Below are 26983 nucleotides of genomic sequence, written 5' to 3'. Positions count from 1 at the left end.
GACCGGCGTTGCACGAATCGGTGCAGGTCGGTTGTGAGTTGGTCTCAGGCCGGGCGCACACGTGCCGACGTTCGTAGTGGTTTCTCTCCCGTGGTTTCGAAGGAGCAACGGTGACGCAGCCCGCGAGCTTGATCGACGCGAACGCCACTCCCGCGATCAAGGCGGCGTCCTTGGCGCTGCTGGTACAAGAACGCCTCGTGCTCACGGTCAACGCCAAGACCGGCGCGGTGTTGTCGGTGAACGAGCGTGTGGTCGACATGGCCGACCGCCCGATCGAGGCGCTGATCGGCCAGCGACTCGACGCGCTCTGGTCGATCTCCGGCGCGACGGTGGAGAAACTGCTCAGCACCGGACGCCGCGGTGAGTTCGTCGAAGAGGTCATCCAGATCAGCGACGGCGCCGGCCGGCCGCGCTGGCTCCGGCTGAACTGCGCGCCGGTGCTCGGCAACGGCGAGCTGCCGGCCGCCGGGCCGATCAGCGTGGACACCGCGAAGACGGCCGGCGAGCCGGAGAAGCCGGCGGGCACGTCGGCGGCCAAGACCACGACCGGGCCCGCGCCCGCCACGGCCGCGGTGCCGGAGAAGCCGGCCGAGAAGCCGGCCGAGGGCGCCGCGGCGGCGAAGGCCGGCGCGAAGGCCGCACCGACCAAGGCGGTCGCGACCACGAAGGCCACCGCCGGCAAAGACCCCGATCAGGTGCTGGTCACCGCCTACGACATCACCAAGGATCGCGAGCAGGTCGGTGAGCTGCGCGGACGCTACGCGGCGATCGACCGCTCGCAGGCCGTCATCGAGTTCGACCTCGAGGGCACGATCCTCACCGCGAACGACAACTTCCTGAACCTCACCGGCTACTCACTTTCCGAGGTCGTCGGCCAGCACCACCGCATGTTCGTCCCGCCCGCCTACGCCGAGGGCGCCGAGTACGCGAAGTTCTGGGAACGGCTCCGCAAGGGTGAGATCGAGTCCGGCGAGTACAAGCGCATCGGCCGCGGCGGACGCGAGGTCTGGATCCGGGCCACCTACAACCCGATCTTCGACCTCGAGGGCAAGCCGTACAAGATCGTCAAGTACGCGATGGACGTCACCGACACGAAGATGGTGGCGGCCGAGTACGAGGGCAAGGTCAACGCGATGAGCCGCGCCCGCGCGATCATCGAGTTCGAGATGGACGGCACGATCATCACGGCCAACGAGAACTTCCTCAAGACCACGGGCTACACGCTCGAGGAGATCGTCGGCCAGCACCACCGCATGTTCGTCGACGACGAGACGGCTCGGAGCAGTGCCTACCGGATGTTCTGGCAGAAGCTCGGCCAGGGCGAGATGGAGGCCGGCGAGTACAAGCGGTACGGCAAGAACGGCAAGGAGATCTGGCTGCGGGCGTCCTACAACCCGATCTTCGACCTCGAAGGCCGGCCGGTGAAGGTCGTGAAGTTCGCGATCGACGAGACCGCCGACAAGATGCGTAACGCCGAGTTCGAGGGCAAGGTCAACGCGATCAACCGCTCGCGGGCGTCGATCGAGTTCGACCTCGACGGCCGGGTCCTCGACGCGAACAAACTGTTCCTGGAAGTCACCGGTTACACGCGGGACGAGATTATCGGCCAGCACCACCGGATGTTCGTCGACCCGGCCTACGCCAACACCGATGCGTACCGCTCGTTCTGGAAGCGGCTCAACCAGGGTGAGTTCGAGTCCGGCGAGTACAAGCGCTTCGGTAAGGGCGACAAGGAGATCTGGCTCTACGCCAGCTACAACCCGATCTTCGATCTCAACGGCAAGCCCTACAAGGTCGTCAAGTACGCGTCGGACATCACTGCGCAGAAGCAGATGAACGCCGAGTACGAGGGCAAGGTCAAGGCGATCGACCGGGCGCAGGCCGTCATCGAGTTCGACCTCGACGGCCGCATCCTGACCGCCAACGAGAACTTCCTCAACGTCACCGGCTACAACCGGGACGAGATCATCGGCCGGCACCACCGGATGTTCGTCGACGCGGCGGAGGCCGCCACCGAGGCGTACTCGAACTTCTGGGAGCGCCTGAGCCGCGGCGAGTACGAGGCCGGCGAGTACAAGCGGATCGGCAAGGACGGCAGGGAGGTCTGGATCCAGGCCACCTACAACCCGATCTTCAACCTCGACGGCAGGCCGGTGAAGGTCGTCAAGTTCGCGATCGACGTCACCGCCCAGAAGCTGCGCAACGCCGAGTTCGAGGGCAAGGTGAAGGCGATCGACCGGTCGCAGGCGGTGATCGAGTTCGACCTGGAGGGCAACGTCCTCGAGGCGAACGACAACTTCCTGCGGACGATCGGCTACTCCGCCCGGGAGATCAAGGGCCAGCACCACAGCATGTTCTGCGCGCCCGACTACATCACGTCGCCGGAGTACCGCGACTTCTGGCTGCGGCTGCGCAAGGGCGAGTTCATCAGCGGGCGGTTCCACCGGGTCGGCAAGTACAACCGCGACGTCTGGATCCAGGCCTCGTACAACCCGATCTTCAACCTCGGCGGCGACCCGGTGAAGGTGGTCAAGTACGCCACCGACATCACCGAGCAGGTCAAGCTCGAGCAGTTGCTGGCGGGCAAGACGCTGGAGATGAGCGAGAACGTCGGCGCGCTGGCGAAGTCGATCGACGAGATCGTGGTGAGCGCGCAGAGCGCCAGCGGCATGGCCGGCGCGACCCAGGAGAACGCCGAGACCGGCTTCGAGGAGCTGCGCAAGTCGATCGAGGCCATCGACCTGATCGAGAAGTCCTCCGAGGAGATCGCGTCGATCGTCAACGTGATCGGGGAGATCGCCAGCCAGACCAACCTGCTCGCGTTCAACGCGTCGATCGAGGCCGCGCGCGCCGGTGAGCACGGCGTCGGGTTCTCCGTGGTCGCCGGTGAGGTGCGCAAGCTGGCCGAGCGCTCGTCGGAGGCCGCGCGGGAGATCAGCAAGCTGATCGCCGAGTCGGCGAACCGGGTCAGCCAGGGCTCGTCGGTGTCGCGCCGGGCGCAGGAGGCGTTCACCGAGATCCTCAAGAGCGTCCGGCAGACCAGCGACTCGATCCAGCGGATCGCCGCGTCGACGCAGGAACAGCAGGCGGCCTCGCAGCGGGTCGGTGAGATCATCGTGGCGCTGACCTCGGCCAACAAGCAGGAAGAGGTCTCGGTGTGACCCTGCTGGCCGAGCGGCCGTCGGCCGCGGAGGAGCTGCTGTCGGGGGCGGTCCCCGACAACCGCAGCCTGGTGCAGATCGTCACCGGCACCGACACCACGGTCTACGGGATGTTCACGATCGGGCCGGCGCTCGTGGCCCTGCCGCTCTCCGAGCTGCGTGAGGTCATCCCGTGCCCGTCGGAGTTCAGCCAGCTGCCGACCCGCGCGCCGGGTCTGCTGGGTGCGGTGAACCTGCGTCACCTGGTCATCCCGGTGCTCGACCTGCGCCAGCTGATCGGCATCGAGGACAACTCCGGCACCGACGTCATCGTCATCGTCGCTCGGGAGGGCCGGATGTTCGGCCTGCTCGCGGACGAGATCCGAGGCGTCGTCCGGGTGCCGAACGACGCGCTGATGGAGATGGTGGTCGGCGGGGCGGGCGTACCGCTGTTCCAGCAGAGCTTCGAGCAGCCCGACGACGGCAGCATCGTCACCGTGCTCGACTCGGCCGCGATCTTCGAGCTGCCCGGCGTCCCCGTGGTCAAGGAGTCGGGCACCCGCAACCAGAGCGCGCTGGCGGCCGCGGCCACCAGCCCCGACTCGGCCGACGCCGGGTTCATCAAGGCCGGCGACACCAACCGGCGCGTCGTCATGCTGCTGCGCTGCGCGAACATCGGGTTGTCGATCGACGTCAACCACGTGCACTCGGTCATCCCGAAGCTGGTGATCCGCCCCTCGCCGCTGGTGGGGGAGTCCTGCCTCGGCGTGGTGACGCTCGGCGGGAAGTCGGTGCCGGTCGTCGACTCGCTGCAGGTGCTGGGGTTCGGGCAACTGCCCAAGAACGACACCGAGCGCGGCATCGTGCTGACGATGTCGCGCGGCCTGGTCGTGCTCAGCGTCTCCGACGTCACGAACATCGAGTCGGTGCCGGCCACCGACGTCCTTCCGCTGCCGACCGCGGGCATGGCGCAGAACCGCTTCGTGCAGGGTGCGCTGCTGATCCCGGGGAAGGGCCAGAACCTGGTCCTGGACGGGGAGGCGCTGCGTAGCGACGCCCACCTGGACAACCTCGCCAACATGGGCATGCCGGTGGAGGGGTCGGAGGAGGCCCTGGCCGAGGAGGCCGCGCGGGCCCGCAAGCGCGCGCAGGAAGAGGTCAAGACCGACGACGCGCCGGAAGGCCGTCGGGTCGTCCCGGTCGTCAAGAAGATGTTGACGTACAACGCCGGGGTGGACGTGGCCAGCCCACTCGTCCAGATCAAAGAGATCCTGCCCTACCCCACCGACTACATTCCGCTGGACGCGGTGGGCGCGATGATCCAGGGCGTCTTCACGCACCGCCGGGCCACCGTGCCGCTGATCTGCCTGACCACGCTCCTCGGACGGTACGAGGAGGTGGACCGGGCCACCGCGCGTGTGCTGCTCGTGGACGCCGCGGGCGGCTACGTCGGGTTCATCGTGCCGTCGTTGAACGCGATCGAGGAATCGATCTGGGAAGAGGTCGAGGACGAGCAGCGCGGGGTGGGCACCGACCCGCTCAGCCGCCGCCTGATCAAGGTCGGCACGGCGGAGGCCGGCCGCATGCTCCCCGAGATCGACCTCGAGCGGCTCGCCGCCTCGACCTAGGCGTCAGGCCGGGGGGTTGGGCATCGGGCGCCGTGCGCCCTCCACGCCCACGTCGTCGAGCATCTTCGTCGACCAGCTGATCGCCGACAGGTAGGCCTCGGTGGGCTCCACCGGTCCGGTCAGCGCGGCGAGTTCGCTCACCGCGCCCTCCTCGTAGTGGCGCACCGCGGTGAGGATCTCGCCCAGGTCGCCGGAGCCCTCGGTGAGCGCTTCGCGGACCTCGTCGGCGAGCGGCAGTTCGTCGGCGAGCGCCTGCACCGAGCGTCCGGTCAGCTCGGCGATGCCCGACAGCAGGCCGATCGTGAACGCGACGCTGCCCGGCAGGTGCTGGAACTCCGCGGTGGTCTGGCAGAGCCGCGCCCGCGTCATCGTCGACGCGAGCTGGTCCTCGGTGGCGTCCGACACGTCGGTGAGCAGCATCAGCGTCACCCACTGGCGCACCTTGTCCAGCCCGAGGAACACCGCGGCCTCGTGCACGGACGACACCTTCACGGTGAGCCCGGACGCGGCCGAGTTCGTGGCCCGCAGCAGCCGGTAGGCCAGCGTCGGGTCCATCGCGACCCGGTCGACGACCTCGTCGTAGTTCACGTCCTCGGCGCTCAGCGCGGCGAGCAGCTGCAGCCGGCTCACCCGGGCGGGGGAGAGGCCGGTCGTCGACAGCACGTACGGACGCCCGAGGATGTTGCCCCGGAACAGGTCGAACCCGAGCAGGAACGCGACCTGGAGCTGCTCCTCGGTCTCCAGCCGCTCGGCGATCAGCCGCAGGTGCGGGTAGTCACGGCAGCGCTGGATCGTCGCGTCGACCTGGGCCGGGTCGGCGCCGCGCATGTCCATCATCACGTAGCTGGCGATGTCCAGGAGCCGCTCGTGCCCGCTGCCCCACTCGAACGCGCTCAGCGCGAGCGTGAAACCCCGCTCGACCAGGTCCGTCGCGCCTTTGACGACCTCGTCGTCGACCTCGACCGACGGCACGATCTCCAGCGCCGCGTGCCCGGTGTCGAACGGGATCGGCAGCTCACCGACCAGGAACTCCCGGGTCACGTTGATGAAGCAGGCCTTGTTGCCGACCAGTTGTTCGAGCCCGAAGTCGGTGAACGCCGAGACGATGACCCGGCTGGTCGCGTACGGGCCCCGGCTGGAGGCCCGCGGCGCGTCCGCGGCGTCGCGGAACGACAGCTCGTAGGCCACCACGTCGCCGGTCTGGTCGTAGATCCCCTGGCGCCCGACGTGGACGAGCGGAGCCGAAAGATCGGTCGGTGGACGCACGAGCATGGGATCAGGCTAGAACAAAAACGACAAAAACCCTATTACGGACGGTATCCCGTGGTGTTCCGTGCGAGAACCGACAGGAGCTCGAACGCGACGTGGGACGCGGCGACGCCGGTGATCTCGGCGTGGTCGTACGCCGGGGCCACCTCGACCACGTCCGCGCCGATCACGTCGAGCCCCACCAGGCCGCGCAGCGTGTTGAGCAGCTCCCGGCTGGTCAGCCCGCCGGCCTCCGGGGTGCCGGTGCCCGGTGCGTGGGCCGGGTCGAGGACGTCGATGTCGACCGACACGTAGACCGGCCCGTCCCCGAGCCGGCGGCGCATCCGGGCGACGACGTCCGCGACGCCGCCCGTCTCGTAGTCGTCGGCCCGGATCACCTGGAAGCCGAGCACGCCGTCCGCGGTGAGGTCCTCGGCGGCGTAGAGCGGCCCGCGGATACCGACGTGCAGGCACCGCTCGCGGTCGAGCAGGCCCTCCTCCGACGCGCGGCGGAACGGCGTGCCGTGCGTGGTGGGCTCGCCGAAGTACGTGTCCCACGTGTCCAGGTGCGCGTCGAAGTGCACGACCCCGATCGGACCGTGCGTCGCGTGGACGGCGCGCAGCAGCGGGAGCGCGATCGTGTGGTCGCCGCCGAGCGTCAGCAGCTTGGTGTTCCGGTAGGTGCGTGCGGCGGCCTCGATCGTGGCCACCGCCTCGCCGATGTCGAACGGGTTGACGGCCAGGTCACCGGCGTCGACGACCTGCTGGACCGCGAACGGGGCGACGTCCAGCGCCGGGTTGTACGGGCGCAGGAGCTTGCTGGCCGCGCGGATGTGCGCGGGCCCGAACCGCGCGCCGGGCCGGTAGCTGACCCCGGAGTCGAACGGGACGCCGAGCACCGCGACGTCCGCGCCGGCCACCTGGTCGACGCGTGGGAGCTGGGCGAACGTGGGTGGGCCGGCGTACCGGGGGATCAGCGAGTTGTCGACGGGTCCGATCGGCATGGGGAAACCGTATAGCCGGTGAGGAAGACCTCGACGGCGGCGGTGACCGCCTCCTCGGTGCGCTCTGGCCCCAGATGTCCGGCCGGCTTCATCGGCCGCGGGCTCGCCTCGATCGTCGTCAGCGCCAGGAAGTGCAGCACCGCGCGATCGACCGCGGGCAGCGCGAGCAGGCCGCGCTCGTCCAGCGCGACGAGCCGCCGCGCCACCTCGCGCTCCACCCGGCGTGGCCCGGCCTCCTGCCAGGCGGTGATCACCGGCTCGGGGAAGTGCGTGGACTCGGCGAGGATCTGGCGCACCATCGCGAAGTGCTCCGGGTGGTCGATCGCCTGCCGGACCAGCGCGTGGCCCACCGCGCGCAGCTCCCGGGGCACGTCGTCCGCGCTCCCGGCCCCCGGCACGTCGCGCAGCAGCGCCAGGAACCCGTCCGCGACCTGCGTCGCGCTCGCCTCGAGCACCGACGCGAACAGCACGTCCTTGCTGGCGAAGTGCTTGTAGAGCGTGCGCGTGGAGACGCCGGCCTCGGTGGCGATCGCGTCGATCGCCGCCCGCGCGTACCCGTCGCGCCCGAACACGATCCGGGCGGCGCGGGTGATCGCGTCGCGCTTCTCGGCCTGCAGACGCCCGGGCGCAGTCATGGACGCGAGCCTAGACGACGGGGCCCTGGGTAAAGTAAAACGATTACTTTACATCCTGATCGGGAGGAGCCCCCGGTGTCCGACCCCATTCCGTGGCCCGTCTGGCGGGTCTGCGCGATCATCGCGTCCTGCGCGTTCCTCACCGGCCTCGACGCGTCGGTGGTCAACGTCGGCCTGGACACGATCACCCACGAGCTCGACACCACGCTCGGCGCCGCCCAGTGGGTCGCCACCGGCTACCTCGTCGCGTTCGCCGCGTCGCTGCCGATCTGCGGCTGGCTCGGGCGCCGGGTGGGGGTCGGCCGGCTCTGGCTGGCCTGCGCGGCCGCGTTCACGCTCGCGTCCGCGGCCTGCGCGTTCGCGCCGACGATCGGCTGGCTCATCGGCCTGCGGGTACTCCAGGGCCTGGCCGCGGGCATGCTCATTCCCGCCGGTCAGACCGTGATCGGCCAGGCCGTCGGACCGGCGCGGCTCGGCCGGGTGATGGCGACGCTCGGCGTCGCGGTGACGCTGGCACCCGCGCTCGGACCGGTCGTCGGCGGCGCGGTGATCGACGCGTGGTCGTGGCCCTGGCTGTTCCTGATCAACGTGCCGGTCGGCATCGTCGGCGGGTGGCTGGGGCTGCGCCACGTGCCCCGGGGCGCCCGCACCGACCCGGGCCGGCTCGACGTCGTCGGGCTCGCGCTGCTCAGCGTCGGGTTGCCGCTCGTCGTGTACGGGTGCACCCGGTTCGGGGAGACGCGTCAGCCCGGTCAGCTGGCCGTGCTCGGTGCCGGGGCGGCCGCGCTCCTGCTTTACGGCGTGCACTCTAGGCGGTTCGCCACCCCGATCCTCGACCTGCGGCTGTTCGGCAACCGGGCCTACCGGGCCGCCGTCGCCACCGGGGCCTTCGCCGGCGCGGCGCTGTTCGGCGCCGGCCTGCTCTACCCGCTGTGGTTTCAGCTCGGCCGCGGCGCCGACCCGCTGGAGACCGGCCTGCTCCTGCTCTCGATGAGCCTGGGCACCGTGATCGCGCTCCCGCTGGCCGGGCGGCTCTCCGACCGCATCGGCGGTGGCTGGGTCAGCCTGGCCGGCAGCCTGGTGACGGTCGCGTCCACGGTTCCGTTCGCACTGCTGCCCCTCGACGCCGGGGAGTGGCTCGTGCAGGGGTTGCTGTTCGTCCGCGGAGCGGGTCTGGCCGGCGCGCTGACCCCGGCGGTCTCGGCGGCGTTCGCGGCGGTCACCCCGGCGCAGCTGCCCGACGCGGCGGCGCAGGTCAACATCGTGAACCGGGTCGGTGGCGCGCTGGGCGGCGCGCTCTTCGCGGTCGTGGTCGCCAACGGGCTGCCCGACGGCGCCGAGCCGGCGTTCCACCAGGCGTTCTGGTGGCTGATCGGCGCGTCGACGCTCGGCGTGCTCGCCGCCGCGTGGCTGGCCGCCGCCGAGGTCAGTACACGTCGCGCACGTACCGCCGGTCCGCTGCCAGTTGCTTGACGTACGCGGCGGCCTCGTCGGGGGAGAGGCCGCCGTGGGTGGCGACCACGTCACGCAGGGCCGCGTCGACGTCCTTGGCCATGCGCCTGGCGTCGCCGCAGACGTAGAAGGACGCGCCGTCACGCAGCCAGGCCCAGAGCGCGGCACCGTGCTCACGCATCCGGTCCTGCACGTAGATCTTCGTCCGTTGGTCGCGGGAGAACGCCAGGTCCAGGCGGGTCAGCGTGCCGTCGTTACGCAACCGGGCCAGCTCGTCGGCGTAGTAGTGGTCGGTGGCCTCCCGCGGTGCCCCGAAGAACAGCCAGTTGGCGCCGGTCGCGCCCCGGGCCCGGCGGTCCTGCAGGAACCCGACGAACGGCGAGACGCCGGTGCCGGGGCCCACCATGACGGCCGCGGCCGCCGGGTCGGCCGGAGGCTTGAAGTGCGCCGAACGCTGCACAAAAACCGGTACCGTCGTGTTCGGGGGCGCATCGGCGAGGAAGGTCGAACACACCCCCTTGCGCTGGTGTCCGGCCTCGTTGGGGAAGCGCACCACGGACACGGTCGTGCGGATCGCGCTCGGCTCTTCCAGCGGGCTCGACGAGATCGAGTAGAGGCGCGGCTGCAGCGCCGGCAGGGCGTCGGCCCACTCCTGGGCCGCGGCGTCCACGGGGTGGGCCGCGAGCACGTCGACGGCCTGGCGGCCCCAGGTCCAGCGGGCCAGCTCGCCCTTGTTCTCCGGGCGGAGGAGTTTGCCGAGTTCCCGGTTCTGGGTCCGGTCGAGGACGAAGCGCAGCAGCTTCGGGGTGATCGCGGCGATCTCGAGGTGGTGGCGCAGCGCGTCGGCGAAGTCGAGGTCCTTGCCGGCCACGGTGACCGGGGTGGCGGGGTCGAGGCCGGTCGTGGTGAGCCACTCGTCGACGAGGTCGGGGCAGTTCACCGGCCACACCCCGAGTGCGTCGCCGACGTCGTACTCCAGGCCGTCGGCGGCGAACGTGAACTCGCGTACCTCCCGGACCGCGCCGGGTTCGCTCAGCAGGCGATCGGCGACCAGCCGCGCCCCGAACGGCGCCGCCTTGGTGGGCCGCACACCCCCCGCCCGGCCACCACCGCCCGCGCCGCCGGCCCCGCCGGAACCGCCCGCGCGGCCGGAACCGCCCGCGCGGCCGGAACCGCCCGCGCGGCCGGAACCGCCCGCGCGGCCGGAACCGCCCGCGCGGCCGGAACCGCCCGCGCCGTCGGCGAAGCCCGCGCCGTCGGCGAAGCCCGCGCCGCCGGCGAAGCCCGCGCCGCCTGGTCCGCCTGGCCCGCCCGGGCCGCCGGGATCACCCGTGCCGCCGGGGCCGCCCGGGGCGGTCAGGGCGGTGAGGACGGCGTCGGCCCAGGACGTGGCGGCTGGTTCGTAGTCGGGTTCGCAGTCGACCCGGTCGACCAGGCGTTCGGCGCCCAGCTCGGCCAGCCGGGAATCGAGGCGGCGGCCGTGGCCGCAGAAGTCGTCGTAGCTGGAGTCCCCGAACGCCAGCACCGCGTAGCGCAGACCGTCCAGCCGGGGAGCGTCCGGTGCCGCCAGCGCCTCCCAGAACGCCCCGCCGTTGTCCGGCGCGTCCCCGTCGCCGTAGGTGCTGGTCACGAACAACGCCTCCGATGCGCGGTGCAGCACCTCGGGCGAACAGTCCGCCATCTCGAACACCGTGACCGTCCGGCCGGACTCCGACAACCGCGACGCCACCGACACCGCGAACTCCTCCGCGTTACCGGTCTGCGAAGCCCAGAGAACCATCAACGACCGAGCCGGCGACGGAGCGACCGGAGCCCGGGAGTACGCACCGGCCAGCGCCCCGTTGATCCACAGCGCGTTCTCCGGCGCGAACAGCGAGCCGTCCGGCAGCACCGGCACCTGGCCGCCGGCCGGAGGCGACATCCGCAGCCCGGCCATGAACCCGGCCAGGTACCGCCGTTCGGACTCCGAGAGCACGGGCGGCCGCACGTCCCCCAGGTCGAACAGGGTGTCCGGAGTCGCCACCACCGTCAGCGACACCGCGCACACCTTGAACTCGGGCTGGAACGAGATCGGATCCACCGCGTCGTTGGTGACGGCGTTGACGCTCAGGTACTCGCCGAACACGTCGTTCCAGTGGAACGGCGCGAAGCACGTGCCCGGCCGCACCCGGTCGGTGATCACCGCGGGCAGCACCGCGCGCCCGCGCCGGGACGCCACCTCGATCCGGTCGGCGTCGGCGATCCCGAGCGCGGCCGCGTCCGATGGGTGGATCTCGACGAACGGCTCGGGGTTCAGCTTGCGCAGCTTGTCGATTTTCCCGGTCTTCGTCATCGTGTGCCACTGGTGCGCCAACCGCCCGGTGTTGAGCACGAACGGGAAGTCGTCGTCGGGCAGCTCGGCCGGTGGCACGTGGGGCCGGGGGTAGAACGCGGCCCGCCCGCTCGCGGTGGGGAACACCAGCCGCGCCTCGTCGGTCAGGTACCGGCGTGGGTGCCGGTCGGCCGGGTCGCCGGCCGGGGCCGGCCACTGCACCGGCCCGCTCCGCAGGCGCGCGTGCGACACTCCGCTCAGGTCGTAGCCGGTCACCGGGTTCGCGAACGCGGTCAGCTCCGCGAACACCTCGGCCGCGGACGTGTGGCCGAAGCCCGCGAAGCCCATCTCGGTCGCGATCCGGGCGATCAGCAGCCAGTCCGGCAGCGCTTCCCCGGGCGCGTCGACGGCCTGCGGCGCGAGCGTCAGGTTCCGCTCGGAGTTCACCATCACGCCGTCCGCCTCGGCCCACATCGCCGCCGGGAGCACCACGTCGGCGTACGCGTTCGTCTCGGTGTCCGCGAACACGTCCTGGGTGACGACGAACTCCGCGGCCTCCAGGCCCTCGATCACCGTGCGGCGGTTCGCGACCGACGCCACCGGGTTGGTGCAGATGATCCAGGCGGCGCGGACCTCACCCTCGGCCATCCGCCGGAAGAGGTCGACGGTGCCCGCGCCGCCCCCGGCCGGGATCGTCCCCGGCGACAGGCCCCACCGTTTCTCGACGAACGCGCGATCGGCGGCGGACAGCACCGAGCGCTGGCCGGGCAGACCGGGGCCCATGTACCCCATCTCGCGGCCGCCCATCGCGTTCGGCTGGCCGGTCAGCGAGAACGGACCGGCTCCGGGGCGGCCGATCGCACCGGTCGCGAGGTGCAGGTTGACCAGCGCGTTCGTGTTCCAGGTGCCGTGCGTGCTCTGGTTGAGCCCCATCGTCCAGCAGCTCACCCACCGGCCACCGGCGCCGGCGATCAGCCGGGCCGCCTCGCGCAGCGACTCCTCCGGTACGCCGGTGATCTCGGCGACCCGGGCCGGGGGATAGTCACGCAGCAGCGCCGGCATCGCCTCCCAGCCCTCGGTGTGGTCGGCGACGAACTGCTCGTCCACCGGCAGCAGGTGCAGCAGCCCGTTCAGCAGCGCCAGGTCGGTACCCGGCTCGACCTGCAGGAACAGGTCGGCTTTGGCGGCCGTGGCGGTGCGGCGCGGGTCGACGACGATGAGCTTGGCGCCCTGCTTGAGCCGGTCGAGCATGCGCAGGAACAGGATCGGATGGCAGTCGGCCATGTTCGAGCCGATCACCAGGAACACGTCGGCCTCGTCGAAGTCGGCGTAGGACCCGGGCGGCCCGTCGGCGCCGAGCGAGAGTTTGTAACCGCTCGCGGCGCTGGCCATGCAGAGCCGGGAGTTCGACTCGATCTGGTTCGTGCGCAGGTACCCCTTGGCCAGTTTGGTGGCCAGGTACTGCGCCTCCAGCGACATCTGGCCGGAGACGTAGAGCGCGATCGCGTCCGGGCCGTGCTCGTCGAGGATGCGCCGGAGTCGCTGACCGGTCGCGCGGATCGCCTCGTCGACCGGGGTGGGTACCAGCGCCGCCTGCCGGTCCGGCCGGGTGTGTGCGGTGCTCAGCCGGCCTCCGGCCGACAGCAGGTCCGCGCTGGTGGCTCCCTTGGTGCAGAGCCGGCCCCGGTTCGCCGGGTGGTCCCGGTCCCCGGACGCGGTGAGCGCGCGCCGCCGCCCGTCGGCGTCCCGGCCGATCTCCAGCACGATGCCGCAGCCGACGCCGCAGTAGGAGCACACGGTTCTGACGCGTTCGGACACGTCCCGAGTCTGGGAAGCGGCGGTTTCGTCGACGTGACGCGGTCGCGGCGGGCCTGGTTACAGCTTTCTCACCGCGCCCCGGTGCCCTCGGTGAGGGTTTGCCACACGACGTCGCGTGCCAGCGGGAGCGCGGTGAACCGCACCCCGGTCGCGTCCCGGACCGCGTTCGCGAGCGCGGGCGCCACCGGGTTGAACGGGCTCTCGCTCATCGACTTGGCACCGAGCGGACCGACCGGGTCGTGGACGCCGGTCACGAAGTGGACGTCGGTGCGAGGCACGTCGGCGAACGTCGGGAGGTGGTAAGTGCGCAGCGTCGGGTTGGTGACGGCTCCGTCCGCGTCGATCCGGACCTCCTCGAACAGCGCGGCGCCGAGGGCCTGCGCGATGCCGCCCTCGATCTGGCCCCGGCACTGCATGGGATTCATCACCGTGCCCGCGTCGGCGGCGTGGACGCTGCGCAGGATCCGGATCTCGCCGGTGCCCGGGTCCACCGCGACCCGGAACCACTGCACGTTGAACGCCACCGACCGGGGTGTCCCCCCGAAGTGCCCGTGCGCGGTGAGCCGGGTGCTTCCCGCGGTCTCGGCCAGATCCTTCAACGTGACCCGGGTGGTACCGACGACGACCGCGTCGGCGTCCAGCCGGGTACCCCCACCCGCGGCGGCCAGCAGCCGTTCCCGGAGGGCGCGGGCGGCGGAGAGGACGGCGTTGCCGGTCACGGTGGTGCCGGTGGAGCCGAACGCCCCGGTGTCGTGCCCGACCACGTCGGTGTCGGACTGCCGGATCGTCACCCGGTCGGTGCTCGTGCCCAGCACGTCCGCGGCGATCTGCGCGAACACGGTCGTGCTGCCGTTGCCGAACTCGGCCGTGCCCACCGCGAGGTCGTAGCGCCCGTCCGCGAGCAGCGTGAGCGTCGCGTCGGCGTAGTGGCCGTTCGGTGGCGTGGTGGCGATCATCGCGACCGCGGTGCCCTCGCCGACGAGCCAGCCCTCGCCGACCGCGTCCGGGCGGGACGCCCGGGCCGTGCGTACGACGTCGAGGCACTGGTCGAGGCCGTAGCTGGCCACGGTCAGGTCGGCCTCGTGCCCGGCCGGCGTCACCAGCGGATCACCGGCCCGGATCACGTTGCGGGCCCGGAACTCGACCGGGTCGAGACCGAGCTCGCGCGCCAGCTCGTCCATCGCCGACTCGACCGCGAACAGCACCTGCCCGAGGCCGTACCCGCGGAACGCACCCGACGGCACCGTGTTCGTGTAGGCCGCGTAACCCTCGACCTTCTTGTTGGCGCACCGGTACACGGCCATCGACTCGCCGCACGCGTGGAACAGCACGCCCGGTCCGTGGTTGCCGTACGCGCCGGTGTTCGACACGATCCGCAGGTCCAGCGCGGTGAGCGTTCCGTCGCTCGTGGCGCCGAGCCGGATCCGGGTCGTGAACGGGTGCCGTGTCGTCGCGCCCTCGAACTGCTCCGAGCGCGTGTACTCGTACTTGACCGGGCGTCTCGTGGTGAGCGCGGCCAGTGCCACCAGGTCCTCGGCGAGCATCTCCTGCTTGCCGCCGAAGCCGCCGCCGACCCGGCCGGTGAGCACACGCACCCGGTCGAGCGGCAGGTCGAAGAGCGTGCAGAGCGCCCGCCGGGTCAGGAACGGCACCTGGCTGCTCGAGCGCACGACCAGCCGTCCGGCGCGGTCGAACCAGGCCACCGAACCGTGGGTCTCCAGGCTCGCGTGCTGCACCCGCTGGGTGCGGAACGTTCCGGTCCACGTCGCGTCGGCGGCGGCCAGCGCGGCCTCGACGTCGCCGATCTCGCCGTGCACCTCACCGGCGACGTTGGCTTCCGCGCGGGCGATGCCGTCGCCGGGCCCCTTGCCGGGGTGGAGCACCGGCGCGCCCGGACGCAGCGCCTCCTCGGCGTCGAGAACCGCGTCGAGGACGTCGTACTCGACGACGATCCGGCGGCAGGCCTCCTCGGCGGCGCCCTCGGACTCGGCCACCACCGCGGCCACCCGCTGGCCGCGGAAGCGCACCACGTCGTCGAGTACCCGGGTGTCGAGCGGATCGTCCTGGTCACGTTCGTGGCGCCCGGTGGAGAAGAGCTTCGCCGGGGCGTCCTCGTGGGTGAGCACCGTGTGCACACCGGGGACGGCCAGCGCCGCCGAGGTGTCGATGCGCACGATCCGCGCGTGCGCGTGCGGGGAGCGCAGCACCCGCAGGTGCAGCAGGTCGGGCACGTCGACGTCGAACGTGTAGCGGGCCGCCCCGGTGACCACGAGCGGCCCGGCCGGGGCGGGCGCGTTGCCGCCGACGCCCGCCTCGTCGGCGTGCCGGACGCCGTGCACCGCGTCCTCGATCGCGCGGTAGCCGGTGCAGCGGCAGAGGTTGCCCTTGAACGCCCGCGGGAGGTCGTCGCGCTGCCGGTCGTCCAGCGCGGCGGCGGTCATCACGAACCCGGCCGTGCAGAACCCGCACTGGAAGCCCTGCGCGTCCAGGAACCGCTGCTGGACCGGGTGCAGGTCGTCCCCGTCGGCCAGCCCCTCGATCGTCGTGACCGCTTTGTCGGACGCGCGCACCGCCGGGTACACGCAGCTGTGCACCGGGGAGCCGTCGACGTGCACCGTGCAGGCCCCGCAGTCGCCGGCGTCGCACCCCTTCTTGACGCCGAAGTGCCCGAGGTCGCGCAGGTGCGTCCGGAGGCACTGACCGGGCCGCGGTTCCCGGTCGTGGCGGACGCCGTTGACGATCACGAGCCCGCCGCCAGCTCGTCGCGGATCTCGTCGGCGTAACGCAGCGTCAGGTGCCGACGCCAGGCGGGCCGCCCGTGGACGTCGTCGAGCCAGCGGTCCTCGGGAATCCTCGCCCGCAGCTCGGCCGCGGACGGGACCGTCGCGAAGCGGAGCTGCACCGGCCGCCGGGTGGAGGCGGTGATCGTGAGGACGAACGTGCCGTCGGCGTCGACCCGGCCGATCACCAGCGCGGCCGAGCGGCCCAGCGTGTGCAGCGAGCCCCGGCGGAACGCCGAGCGCGCCGTCAACGCCGAGGCCGGCAGGAACACCGAGCGGAGGAACTCAGCCGGCCGCAGGTCGGTGGTGCCGTCACCGGTGACGAAGTCGACGACCGGAACCAGGCGACGTTCCCCGCTCAGCGACTCGACCGTGCACGACCCGTCGAGCGCGGCGGTCAGCGACGTCATCGGCCCGGCCGGCAGCGCGGCGCACAGGTTGCCACCGACCGTGGCCACGTGCTGGATCTTGAAGCTGGCCAGGAAAGCGTCGCAGCACCGGCCGAACAGCGGTGGACCGTACCGGTCGAGCTCGGCGATCGTGCAGGTCGCGGCGATCAGCAGGCCGTCGGGTGTCTCGGTGAGCGACGGCCAGCCGAGCGTGGTGAGGTCGCGGAGCCGGCGCAGGTGGGGCTGCGGCTCGGAGAACAGGTAGGTACCACCGGCGAGCCAGCCGTCACCGGGTCGCCAGGCGCCGGCGTCGAGCGCGCCGGCCACCTCGTCGATCGTGTTCAGGTCCACGTGCAGTCCTCGGGCCTCGTACTCGGGCACCTCCGACGGTGGAAGTGTCGGACCGTTTCCGCTGATCATCACATCACTGGCGGTGACCGGCGGCTACTGGCGTTTTCTCCGAACGTCGCCGCCGCGCACCCCACCCGGCCTGGCCGATCCCACAGGTTGCCGCGCGCCGTGCCGATGGGGCGTCAGGCGGCGTCCGAGCCGCGCGGAAAGGAAGGCCGGTCCGATGACGTCCCGCCGCGCGCAGTTCCGGCGTGAACTCAGCGAGATCGTCGTCCTGGCCTCGATCGTCGCGGTCGTCAACGAGCTCGGCTGGTACGGCGGCCACCCGACACCGGTGCTGCTCGCGCTCACCGCGCCGCTCCTGCTCAGCAACCTGACGAGCGTCCAGCGGTGGCTCTCCGGCGGGGATCTGCGCCGGCGCGTCGGCATGCGGATGTTCCTGCACATGGTGGTGTTCTTCGGCGTCGGCGCGTTCATCACCGGCTGGGGCCCGGTGATGATGATCGGCGAGATCATGGCGGCGACGCTGCACATGCGCTGGAGCGGCGCGCGGGTCTGGCGCCCGGCCGTCGTCTACTCGTGCGTCGCGACGGCGCTGGGGGCGCTCGCGATCCGGCTCGGCCTGGTCGCCGACTACTTCGGCGCGCCGCAGTCCGACGTCCTCTGCGCGCTGATCCTGCTGGTCGTCGTGCTCGCGATCCGGGTGTACGGCACGGCGCTGGAGCAGCGGGAGCAGAACGAGCGGGCGCTCTCCGGCTCGCAGGCGGCCGCCCGGCGCAGCGAGCGGTGGTTCCGGGCCCTGGTGCAGAACACCAGCGACGTCATCACGGTCGTGGACTCCGCGAACCTGTTCACCTACGTGTCCGAAGCCGCTGAGCTGCGCCTCGGGCACCGCCCGGCCGACCTGCTCGGCGGGCCGGCGGACGCGATCGTCGACCCGGTCGACCGGGAGCCGTTCGTGGCCTTCCTCGACGGCGTGGTGCGCCGGCCGTCCGCCGACCACCGGGCCGAGCTGCGTCTCTGGCACGCCGACGGCACGCAGCGCTGGCACGAGCTCACCGCCCACAACCTGCTCGACGACCCGGAGATCGCCGGTGTCGTGCTCAACTGCCGGGACGTGCACGAGCGCCGCGCCTACCACGACCTGCTCGAGTTCGACGCCTCCCACGACGCGCTGACCGGCCTGGCCAACCGCGTCGAACTCAACCGGGCGCTCGACGAGGCGCTGCTGCTGCGCGCGGCCACGATGGCCGCCGCCGGCGACGAGGGCGCGCCGACGGTCGCGGTGCTGCTCATCGACCTGGACGGCTTCAAGCCGGTGAACGACACCTACGGCCACGAATGCGGCGACGCCCTGCTGGTGACCGTCGCGCGCCTGCTCGAGCGCAACGTGCTCGGCGTGGACACCGTGGCGCGCATCGGCGGGGACGAGTTCGTCGTCGTGCTCGGCGGGATCACCAGGGAGAGCGACGCGGTCGCGGTCGCCGAGCGGATGCTGCGCGCGCTCCGCGCCCCGCTGCGTCTGCCGCAGGCCGAGGTGCGGGTGGGCGCCAGCATCGGGATCGCGCTCGCGGACGACGAAGCCGGTGCGGTCGAGCTGATCCGGCGGGCCGACCACGCGATGTACCGGGCCAAACGGGAGGGCCGCAACCGCTGGTCGTCCTACACCACCGGGTACGGTCCCGGAGCGCCCGACGGCCGCACCGAGGCCGAGATCGCCGCCGCGGCGCTGGAGGACGATCTGCGGGTGGCGCTCGCGACCGGACGGGGGCTCTCCGTCGTCTACCAGCCGATCGTGCTGCTGGAGGACCGCTCGCTATGGGGATTCGAGGCGCTGATGCGCTGGACGCACCCCACCCGCGGCCCGGTGTCACCGGCCGAGTTCGTGCCGATCGCCGAGCGGACCGGCATCATCCACGAGCTGGGGCGCTGGGTGCTCGGCCACGCCTGCCGCCAGGTCGCCGAGTGGCAGCAGTCGGTCCCGGACGACAAGCGGTTCTCGGTGTCGGTCAACCTGTCGGCGCGCGACCTCGACCAGCCCCGCGTCGTCGACATCGTGCTGGAGACGATCGCCACCGCCGGCCTGGACGCCGAACATCTGGTGCTGGAGGTGACCGAGAGCGCGCTCGTCGACCCCGACCTCGCGATCCCCGCGCTGAGCCGGTTGAGCGAGGCCGGTATCCGGATCGCGATCGACGACTTCGGCACCGGGTACTCGTCGCTGCAGTACCTCACCCAGATGCCCGTCGACATCCTCAAGCTCGACCGCTCGTTCGTGAGCCGCCTGGACGGCACTCCGCAGCGGGCGGCGATCGCCGAGGCCGTCGTCCGGCTCAGCCAGACGCTGCATCTGGGCACCGTCGCCGAGGGCGTCGAGACCGAGGAGCAGGCGGCGGAGCTGGTCGCGCTGGGTTACCGGAAGGGCCAGGGGTATCTGTTCTCCAAGCCGCTCGGCGCGGACGAGGTGGCCGCGAAGCTGATCACCATCAGTAGCCACTGACGAACATCGTTGGAGGTTTCCTCCAAATCAACAGACGTGACGTTCGTCGCGGAACGCCCTGGAACCCGGGATAACTGAGTAAATAGCCTCCTGACAGGTAGTTCTCAGGAGGAGGCTCATGTCCACGCTCAGCGTCACCCGGTCCCCCCGCGTCCTCGCCGACGTCATCCCCGGTGGCATCGTTCGGGACGCCGCTCTGGTCGGCGGTTCGGCACTCTTCGTCGGGCTCGCCGCCCAGATCGCGATTCCGCTCCCCTTCACCCCGGTCCCGATCACCGGCGGCACGTTCGCCGTACTGCTCTCGGTGGCCGCGCTCGGTCCGGCACGCGGTGTGCTGGGCATGCTCGTGTACCTGCTCGCCGGCATGGCGGGCGTCCCGTGGTTCTCCGAGGGGGCGTCCGGCTGGTCGATGCCCTCGTTCGGGTACATCCTCGGCTACGTGCTGGCTGCCGCCGTCGTCGGTGCGCTGGCCCGGCGGGGCGCCGACCGCACCCCGCTGCGTGCGGTGCCGCTGATGGTGGCCGGCAACCTCGCCGTCTACGCGATCGGCGTGCCGTGGCTGATGGCGTCGATCGACGTCAGCTTCTCGAAGGCGCTCGAGCTCGGCCTGACGCCGTTCCTGATCGGCGACGCCGTGAAGGTCGCGCTGGCCGCGATCGTGCTGCCCAGCGCCTGGGCCCTGGTGCGCCGCATCGAGAAGTGACACCGGCTGCCCGCCCCGGCGCTGCGAAGCCGCGCGCCGGGGCGGGCTGTACGTGGCTTACGTTTGTCGCGTGACCGAGATGCTCGCACCGGAGATCGACAGCAGCGATCCCTCGTCGTTCCCGTGGAGCGTGTTCCACGACCGTCACCCGGTGCTCGTCGAGCGGGTGGCCACCGCGGTGCCGCGCCCGGCGTCCCAGCGTGCGGCGCTCGACGAACTGCTCGCCGAATCGACGACCGGCACGATCACCGCCCCCGACGTCGACGCGCTGCGGCACGAGCCGTGGCCCTGGTGGCGTCCGGAGTACCGCGGCCTGCCGTGGGGCGAGACCCCGTTCCTCTGGGCGGAGAGCTACTTCTACCGCCGCATCCTCGACGCGGTCGACTACTTCGTGCCCGGCCCGTGGCGCGGCATCGACCCGTACGCGCCCACGAAATCCGGCGAGCTGGCCGGTGCGGCGGTCGACGACGAGCTCGCCGCGCTCGACCAGGAGCCGGGCTGGGACGCGCTGGTGCTCTCGTCGCTGTGGGGCAACCGCGCCGACCTGAGCTTTCAGGCCGGGCCGACCGCCGGCCAGGAGACCGGTGGCCTGATCGCCGACGACCGCGAGCAGCTGCGTGCGCTGGTGCACGACCGGCCCGCCGGTGAGGTGCACCTGATCGCCGACAACTCCGGCCGGGAACTGCTGCCCGACCTGGTCCTGATCGATCACCTGCTCGCCGCCGGGCTGGCGACCGCCGTCGTGCTGCACGTCAAGCCACACCCGCACTACGTGTCCGACGCCACCACGGCCGACGTGCTCGCGGCGCTCACCCGGCTATGCACCGCACCCGGCCGGGCCGCCGCCGTCGGTGAGCGGCTGGACGGCGCACTGCGCGACGGCCGGCTGGAGATCGACGCGCACGAGTTCTTCTGCGGCCCGCTCACGTACCCGGCGCTGCCCACCGACCTGCGCTCCCGGTTCGCCGCCGCCTCGCTCACGATCTCCAAGGGCGACCTGAACTACCGGCGCCTGGTGGGGGACCGGCACTGGCACCCCACCGCGTCGTTCGCGGAACTCACCGAGCACTTCCCGAGCCCGCTGGCGGCCCTGCGCACGCTCAAGTGCGACGTCGCCGTCGGGCTCACCGAGGAGATCGTCACCCACCTGGACGCGACCGGCAAACCCTGGCGCCTCACCGGCGAGCACGCGGTGATCCACGTGCGGCCCTAGAGCCAGCGAGGTTCGCTGGTGCCCCAGGCGACCGGGCCGGTCGTCCAGTCCCGGGGCCGGCCGTCGAGGTGGAACGGCGGCACCGCGTGGCGCACGACGCCGTACGAGCTGGGCAGCTCCGCCAGCCACGCGTCGCTCCGCTCCGGCTCGGTCCCGGTGGACCGCGGGCGCGGTGCGTTCAGCAGCCACGCGGCGGTGCGTGCCAGCGAGACGCGGATCGTGGCGCCGGTGGCCGGCCGGGCGAGCGCGCGGAGGATCGCGGCGGCCAGCAGGTAACCGGTGGCGTGGTCGAGGGCCTGCGCGGGCAGCACGCCGGGTCGCCCCGCGGCGTCCGCGGTGAGCGTGGCGACGCCGGTCGCGGCCTGCACCAGGCTGTCGAAGCCGCGGCGCGCCCGCCAGGGCCCGGCCGTGCCCCAGGCGGTGAGGCCGGCGACCACCAGCCCCGGACGCGCGGCACGCAGCCGGTCCGCGTCCAGCCCGAGCGCGTTCACGGCGGCGGACCGGTACCCGGTCACCACGACGTCGGCACCGGCCAGGAGTTCGTCGAACGTGCGGCGGTCCCCTGGCGAGCGGAGGTCGAGGAGCGTCGAGCGTTTGCCCACACCGGTGTCGAGGTGCGCCGCGGTCAGCTCCGGCAGGCCGGGCGGATCGACCCGGAGCACGTCCGCGCCCAGGTAGGCCAGCGTTCGGGTGGCCACCGGCCCGGCGATCACCCGGGTCAGGTCGAGCACCCGCACCCCGGCCGCCGGCCCGTTGCCGTCGCGCCGGTCGCGCCCGTTGCCGTCGCGGCGGGCCGGCACCCCGCCGGGTGCGTGGTCGACGTCCACCAGAGGGCCGGTGGACGCGGCCCGGCCGGCCGGTGAGCCGGCCCACTCGTCGGGGGAGCGCACGGCGAGGGCCAGTCCACCGGCGGCGACGACCACGTCCTCGACGTCGGCGGCGTCGCGCCGGGCGAGTTCGGCGGCCACCTCGGCGCGGTCGGAGCCGGGCGGCAGGCCGAGGGCGGTGAGCAGCCGCTCCTCGTGGTGCGGATAGTTCGCGTGCGTCCGCACCCAGCCGTCGCGCGTCCGGAAGAACCCGGACAGCGGCGCCCAGCCGCCGACCTCGGCCCCGTCGAGACGCAGGTGGCGCTCGCTGGTGAACGCGGTCGCGACCGCACGCCGGTCCACCACGCACTCGCGCACCCCACCGCCACGCGCGGCGAGCAGCTCACCGGCCGCCAGCCCCGCCGCGGCGACCGACGCCACGGCCAGGTCGGTCACCGGCAGCACCGAGGGCAGCGTCTCCGGTGGCCCCTCGATCCGCAGCCGCGCCAGCGCCTCCGCCGGCCCACCCCAGAACTCCGCGATCGCGTGCTTCTCCACGAACGAACGCTGAACCCGGCTCATGAGCGGGAGTCGGACTCTTCCGGCCGGACCACGTGCACGTCGGTCAGCTGCGTGAGGCCGCACACGGTCAGCAGGTACTCGTTGAGCGGCGCGATGTGCACTTCGATCCGGTCCGCGTGCACGAACAGGGCCGCGAGCGCCGCGCTGTCGAGGTAGGCGACGCCGGTCAGGTCGACGAGGAGGCGGCTGCCGTCCGGGGTCACCTCGGACGCCAACCGGTCCCGGAAGTCGGTGGCGTTGCTCAGGTCGATCTCACCGGTGGCGGTGAGCCGGGCCCGGCCGTCCTCGGTGACGCCGGTGGTGATGCGCAGGGGGGCAGTCATGTGACGATCCTCGTGGCCATTTCTACGGTGGTGCCGGTCGCGCCGGTGTGCAGGGTGACGTCGGCCATCAGCGAGCGGATCAGGTGGAGGCCGTGACCGCGGTGCGGAGTGCCCGTGGTGTCCTTCCAGCTACCCGTGTCGGACACGGTAACGCGCAGATCGTCGCCCAGTGTCCTGGCGACCAGCCGGACGCGTCCGCCGGCGCCACGGTAGCCGTGTTCGACGGCGTTGGCGCACGCTTCACCGGCCGCGACCAGAACGTTCTGGGCCTCGGTGGGGCGCAGACCGGTGCGCCCGAGCCACTCCCGGAACGTGGAGCGCACCCCGGCCAGCTCGTTCCCGCGGGCCTCGAACGACACGTCGAGCGGCGCCGGGTGACGGTAGAGCAGCAGGGCCACGTCGTCGGCCGTGCCGTCCCGACCGGCCAGCTCGTCCATCACCTGGTCGGCCAGGTCCTCCACCGGCAGCGCGCGGTGGTCCCGGACGGTGCCGGCGGCGTGCTGGATACCGACGTCGATCGACGCGCGCCGTCGCTCGACCAGCCCGTCGGTGTAGAGCAGCAGCACCGCCCGGCCCGGCAGCACGATCGTGGCGTCGGTGCGCCCGTTCTCGCGCCGCAGGCCCAGCGGCGTCCCGCGCCCGGCTTCGAGCAGTTCGGTGCTCCCGTCGGGATGGGTCACGATGCCCGGCGGGTGACCGGCGCTGCTGTAGACGAGCCGGCCGGTGTCGGCGTCGAGGATGCCGCAGAACGCGGTGGTGCACGCGGCCCCCGGCAGCAGCCGGGCGAACTTGTCCAGCGCGGTGAGCACCGCCGCCGGACCGGTCTCCTGGAGCAGCAACGCGCGCCCGGCGCTGCGCAGCTGCCCCATCACCGTGGCGGCGGCCAGCCCACGGCCGACGCAGTCGCCGACCATGATGCCGATCCGTCCGTCCGGCAGGTCGACCGCGTCGTACCAGTCCCCGCCGACCTCGAGCGGACGCCCGGCCGGCTGGTAACGCACCGCGAACCCGCCGGGCAGCACCGCCGGCCCGAGAATCGAGCGCTGGAGCGCCTCGGCGACCGCGCGCTGCTGGTCGAACGCGTACGCGCGCTGCAGCGCCTGGGCCAGCGACCCGCTCAGCAGCACCAGCAACGCGTGGTCCTCGGGCTCGAAACCGCGGGCCGGGTCGAGCACGAGCCGGAGCGCGACCGGGCCGAGCGCCGAGTCGACGGTCGTGGCGGCTCCGGACGGGCGGCCGGGGTCACCGTCGATCCGGACAGCGGCCGGACCGACGTCGAGGTGGCCGGTCGGTTCGTCGCCGGAGCCGGACCGCGCGGCCACCCCGGAGCCGCGGGCGAACACCGCCTTGGCCCGCCACTGCCGACGCAGCTGGTCGACCCCGGCCTGCAACACCTCGGGCACGGTGCGTGCCGCGCCGAGCCGCTCGTTCATCGCGTTCAGCGCGGTGTCACGCTGGGCGGCCCGGTGCTCGGCGGTGACGTCGCGGATCGTGCCGACGATCATCTTCGCGCTCCGCCCGTCGTCGACGAAGTTGATCGACACGGCGGCCCAGAGCCGGTGACCGTCGCGGTGCTGCAGTGGGACGGTGAAGTCGCCGTACGGGCCGTCCACCACCCGGCGGTGGGCCTCGACGACCTGTTCGTGCGCGGCCGGGTCGGCCCGTGCGTCCGGCCACCAGGGCTGGGGCGCCGGGAACGGCAGGTCCTCGGCCGGGTACCCGAGGATGTCGGTGAACGCCGCGTTCACCTCGACGACCGCGCCGTTCCCGTCGGCGACGAAGAACCCCTCCTGGAGGGAGTCGACGAGCGCCGCCCGCCACTGGGCGTGATGGTCGCGGAGGTTCGCCAGGTCGACGATCGTGCGTACCCGGGCCAGCAGCTCCTGCGCCGCGAACGGCTTGACCAGGTAGTCGTCCGCGCCCGCGGAGAGCCCCTCGACCGCGGCCTCCTGCCCGGCCCGCGCCGAGAGCAGCAGGATCGGGATACCGGCGGTGCGGGTGTCGGCCCGGAGCGCGGCGACCAGCTCCAGGCCGTCCAGGCCGGGCATCATGACGTCGCTGACGATCAGATCCGGGGTGTGCGCGCGGGCGAAGCCCAGTGCGGCGGTGCCGTCGACGACCGTCGTGACGTCGTAGCGGCCACGCAGCAGCCGCTGCAGGTAGTCGCGCATGTCGGCGTTGTCGTCGGCGACCAGCACCCGGGCGCGGGGAGCGTCACCCGCGGTCAGCGGCCGGATGACCGACGGGTCGCCGTCGTCGGCGGAGTCGTCGGGAAGCCACCGCAGGGCCTCCTGGACGAACGGCTCGGCGGTGCTGGCCGGCAGCTCGACGTCGGTGCCCGACGTGACCTGGTCGGCCGGCAGGTGCCCGGAGCCGAACCGCAGGCGGATCGTGAACGTCGTGCCGCGGTCCGGCTCGCTCTCCGCGTCGATCTCGCCGCCGTGCAGCTCGACGAGCTCACGCACCAGCGCGAGGCCGATGCCGCTGCCCTCGTTCGAGCGCGAGCGCGGCACCGGGATGCGGTGGAAACGTTCGAACAGCCGCGGGATCTCCGCCGCCGGAACGCCGATCCCGGTGTCGCTGACCCGCACCACCGGGCCGTCGGTGCCCTGGTCCACCGAGACCCGGATGGTGCCGTCGAACGTGAACTTCAGCGCGTTGCTGAGCAGGTTGAGGACGACCTTCTCCCACATGCCCCGGTCGACGTGGACGGGCCGGCCGAGCGGGGGACAGTCGACCTCGAAGGTGAGGCCGGCGCGCTCCACCGCCGCCCGGAAGACGCTGGCCAGCTCGGCGGTGAACAGCGCGAGGTCGACCGGCTCGAACCGGGCCTCCATCCGGCCGGCCTCGATGCGTGAGAAGTCGAGCAGCGTGTTGACCAGCTTCGCCAGCCGCAGGCTGTTGCGGTGGATCATCTCGACGTCGTCGCGGGAGCGCTGGTCGTCGGCGGGCAGCCGGTCACGCAGCTCCTGCACCGGACCGGTGATGAGCGTCAGCGGCGTGCGGAACTCGTGGCTGATGTTGGAGAAGAACGCGGTCTTCGCCCGGTCGAGCTCGGCCAGCTCCTCGGCCCGGCGCTCCTGGGCCTGGTAGCTGCGTGCGCTCGCGATGCCGTTGGCCACGTGGGTGGCGGTCAGCTCGACGAACGAGCGGTAGGACGTGTCGTCCGGGTCGCGGTAGCGGTTGAGCGCGGCCACCAGGACCCCGTAGGACGTGCCGCCCGGCCGCAGCAGCGGCACCAGCAGGACTTTGGTCGGCGGCAACGGCCAGTCGCCGCGCGGCAGCGCCGCGGAGAACCCGCTGTCCACGTCGACGAGGGTCGGTTCCTGCCGGGTCGGGTCGAGCGGCCAGGGCCCGCCGTCGGAGAGCGTGCGCGGCGCGGCCGGGTGGCCGGCCTCGATGCCCGACGTGGCGGCGAGCTCCGCGGTGCCGTCCCGGTCGTACAGGTAGATCGCGGTGAACGGCAGGTCGCGCAGATTGCGGCGGAGCTGGTCGGCGACGAACGTCAGCGTCTCGCGTTCGGTGCGCACGACGCTCGGGTCGGAGCCGAGGTCGCGCAGCGTCGACATGCGCCGGGCGCCGATGACGCGCTCGGTGTCCTCGCTGACCACGCAGAGCATGCCGACGAGCGCCTGGTCGTCGTCGCGGAGCGGGCTGTAGGAGAACGTGTGGTACGTCTCCTCCGGGAACCCCGAGCGCTCCAGGAACAGCAGGAGGCCCTCGTCCCAGGTGGCTTTGCCGGTGTCGAGCACGGTGCGGATCCGGGGCCCGATGTCGTCCCAGATCTCCCGCCAGACCTCGCTCGAGTTGCGGCCGAGCGCCCAGGGGTACTTGCGCCCCAGCGTGTCGCGCCGATAGGCGGCGTTGCAGAAGAACGTGAGCTCGGGGCCCCAGGCCATCCACATCGGGAACCGGGACGGGAGCAGGATGTTGACCGCGGTGCGCAGGCTCTGCGGCCAGCTCTTCGGCGGGCCGAGCGGGGTGGCGTCCCAGTCGACCTTCGCCAGGTCGGCGCCGACCTCCGGGTCGGAGGAGAAGACGTCGAGCCCGGCCGGAGGTCGGTCACCGCTGCTCATCGCGCCGGATATCCCTCTCGCCCG

15 protein-coding genes are annotated in these 26983 nt (G+C 72.3%); 6 read left to right on the top strand and 9 right to left on the bottom strand.

The features are described from left to right. Positions 1-110 precede the first annotated feature (110 nt). The gene (locus ABD437_RS40870; RefSeq protein ID WP_344654370.1) at positions 111-3161 is read left to right on the top strand and encodes a PAS domain S-box protein; all 3051 of its coding nucleotides are present in this window, start codon (positions 111-113) and stop codon (positions 3159-3161) included. Further along, entirely contained in the window at positions 3158-4768 is a 1611-nt protein-coding gene (locus ABD437_RS40865) for a chemotaxis protein CheW (RefSeq protein ID WP_344654369.1), read from the top strand. Before ABD437_RS40870 ends, ABD437_RS40865 begins: the two co-directional genes overlap by 4 nt. Before the next feature lie 3 nt (positions 4769-4771). Here the strand turns inward: ABD437_RS40865 and ABD437_RS40860 are convergent, their stop codons facing one another. Genes ABD437_RS40860 through ABD437_RS40850 form a run of 3 tightly spaced genes read right to left on the bottom strand, consistent with a single transcriptional unit; the run spans position 4772 to position 7655 of the window. Next, on the bottom strand, positions 4772-6040 hold the full coding sequence (locus ABD437_RS40860) for an EAL and HDOD domain-containing protein (protein WP_344654368.1): 1269 nt from the start codon (positions 6038-6040) through the stop codon (positions 4772-4774). Positions 6041-6075: 35 nt separating this feature from the next. Then, positions 6076-7020 (bottom strand): agmatinase, encoded by a 945-nt coding sequence (gene speB, locus ABD437_RS40855; RefSeq protein ID WP_344654367.1) that lies wholly within the window; start codon positions 7018-7020, stop codon positions 6076-6078. Further along, entirely contained in the window at positions 6990-7655 is a 666-nt protein-coding gene (locus tag ABD437_RS40850; protein WP_344654366.1) for a TetR/AcrR family transcriptional regulator, read from the bottom strand. The genes speB and ABD437_RS40850 overlap by 31 nt, the downstream gene beginning before the upstream one ends. 75 nt (positions 7656-7730) lie before the next feature. Here ABD437_RS40850 and ABD437_RS40845 point away from each other — a divergent pair, with 75 nt between their 5' ends. After that, positions 7731-9128, top strand: coding sequence for a DHA2 family efflux MFS transporter permease subunit (locus tag ABD437_RS40845; protein ID WP_344654365.1), 1398 nt, complete (start codon positions 7731-7733; stop codon positions 9126-9128). Here the strand turns inward: ABD437_RS40845 and ABD437_RS40840 are convergent. The 3 genes from ABD437_RS40840 to ABD437_RS40830 all read right to left on the bottom strand — a co-directional run bounded on the left by ABD437_RS40840 (position 9082) and on the right by ABD437_RS40830 (position 16756). After that, positions 9082-13236: a bifunctional nitrate reductase/sulfite reductase flavoprotein subunit alpha gene (locus ABD437_RS40840; protein WP_344654364.1), complete on the bottom strand. Its 4155-nt coding sequence runs from the start codon at positions 13234-13236 to the stop codon at positions 9082-9084. The genes ABD437_RS40845 and ABD437_RS40840 overlap by 47 nt on opposite strands. A 68-nt stretch (positions 13237-13304) precedes the next feature. Further along, positions 13305-15980, bottom strand: coding sequence for a molybdopterin-dependent oxidoreductase (locus ABD437_RS40835; protein ID WP_344654363.1), 2676 nt, complete (start codon positions 15978-15980; stop codon positions 13305-13307). Further along, positions 15977-16756, bottom strand: a complete 780-nt coding sequence (locus tag ABD437_RS40830; RefSeq protein ID WP_344654729.1) for an FAD binding domain-containing protein — start codon at positions 16754-16756, stop codon at positions 15977-15979. The genes ABD437_RS40835 and ABD437_RS40830 overlap by 4 nt, the downstream gene beginning before the upstream one ends. Positions 16757-16979: 223 nt before the next feature. On the opposite strand from ABD437_RS40830, the gene ABD437_RS40825 reads away from it, so the two are divergent. The 3 genes from ABD437_RS40825 (at position 16980) to ABD437_RS40815 (ending at position 21172) form a co-directional block, all read left to right on the top strand. After that, positions 16980-19256 (top strand): putative bifunctional diguanylate cyclase/phosphodiesterase, encoded by a 2277-nt coding sequence (locus tag ABD437_RS40825; RefSeq protein ID WP_344654362.1) that lies wholly within the window; start codon positions 16980-16982, stop codon positions 19254-19256. Between the two features lie 118 nt (positions 19257-19374). Then, positions 19375-19959 carry a biotin transporter BioY gene (locus ABD437_RS40820; RefSeq protein ID WP_344654361.1) on the top strand — a complete coding sequence of 195 codons (585 nt, stop codon included), beginning with the start codon at positions 19375-19377 and terminating at the stop codon, positions 19957-19959. A 79-nt stretch (positions 19960-20038) separates the two neighbouring features. Beyond that, positions 20039-21172, top strand: coding sequence for a damage-control phosphatase ARMT1 family protein (locus ABD437_RS40815; protein ID WP_344654728.1), 1134 nt, complete (start codon positions 20039-20041; stop codon positions 21170-21172). Here the strand turns inward: ABD437_RS40815 and ABD437_RS40810 are convergent. Genes ABD437_RS40810 through ABD437_RS40800 form a run of 3 tightly spaced genes read right to left on the bottom strand, consistent with a single transcriptional unit; the run spans position 21169 to position 26959 of the window. Further along, positions 21169-22560 (bottom strand): CoA transferase, encoded by a 1392-nt coding sequence (locus ABD437_RS40810; RefSeq protein WP_344654360.1) that lies wholly within the window; start codon positions 22558-22560, stop codon positions 21169-21171. The genes ABD437_RS40815 and ABD437_RS40810 overlap by 4 nt on opposite strands. Next, positions 22557-22883, bottom strand: coding sequence for an STAS domain-containing protein (locus tag ABD437_RS40805; protein WP_344654359.1), 327 nt, complete (start codon positions 22881-22883; stop codon positions 22557-22559). The genes ABD437_RS40810 and ABD437_RS40805 overlap by 4 nt, the downstream gene beginning before the upstream one ends. After that, complete coding sequence (locus ABD437_RS40800; protein WP_344654358.1) at positions 22880-26959, bottom strand: SpoIIE family protein phosphatase; 4080 nt, start codon at positions 26957-26959, stop codon at positions 22880-22882. The genes ABD437_RS40805 and ABD437_RS40800 overlap by 4 nt, the downstream gene beginning before the upstream one ends. Positions 26960-26983: the final 24 nt, after the last annotated feature.

Source organism: Cryptosporangium japonicum (assembly GCF_039524755.1).
Classification (GTDB): domain Bacteria; phylum Actinomycetota; class Actinomycetes; order Mycobacteriales; family Cryptosporangiaceae; genus Cryptosporangium; species Cryptosporangium japonicum.
The sequence above is the reverse complement of the archived record's forward strand: the minus strand, read 5'-3'. Positions and strand labels throughout refer to the sequence as shown.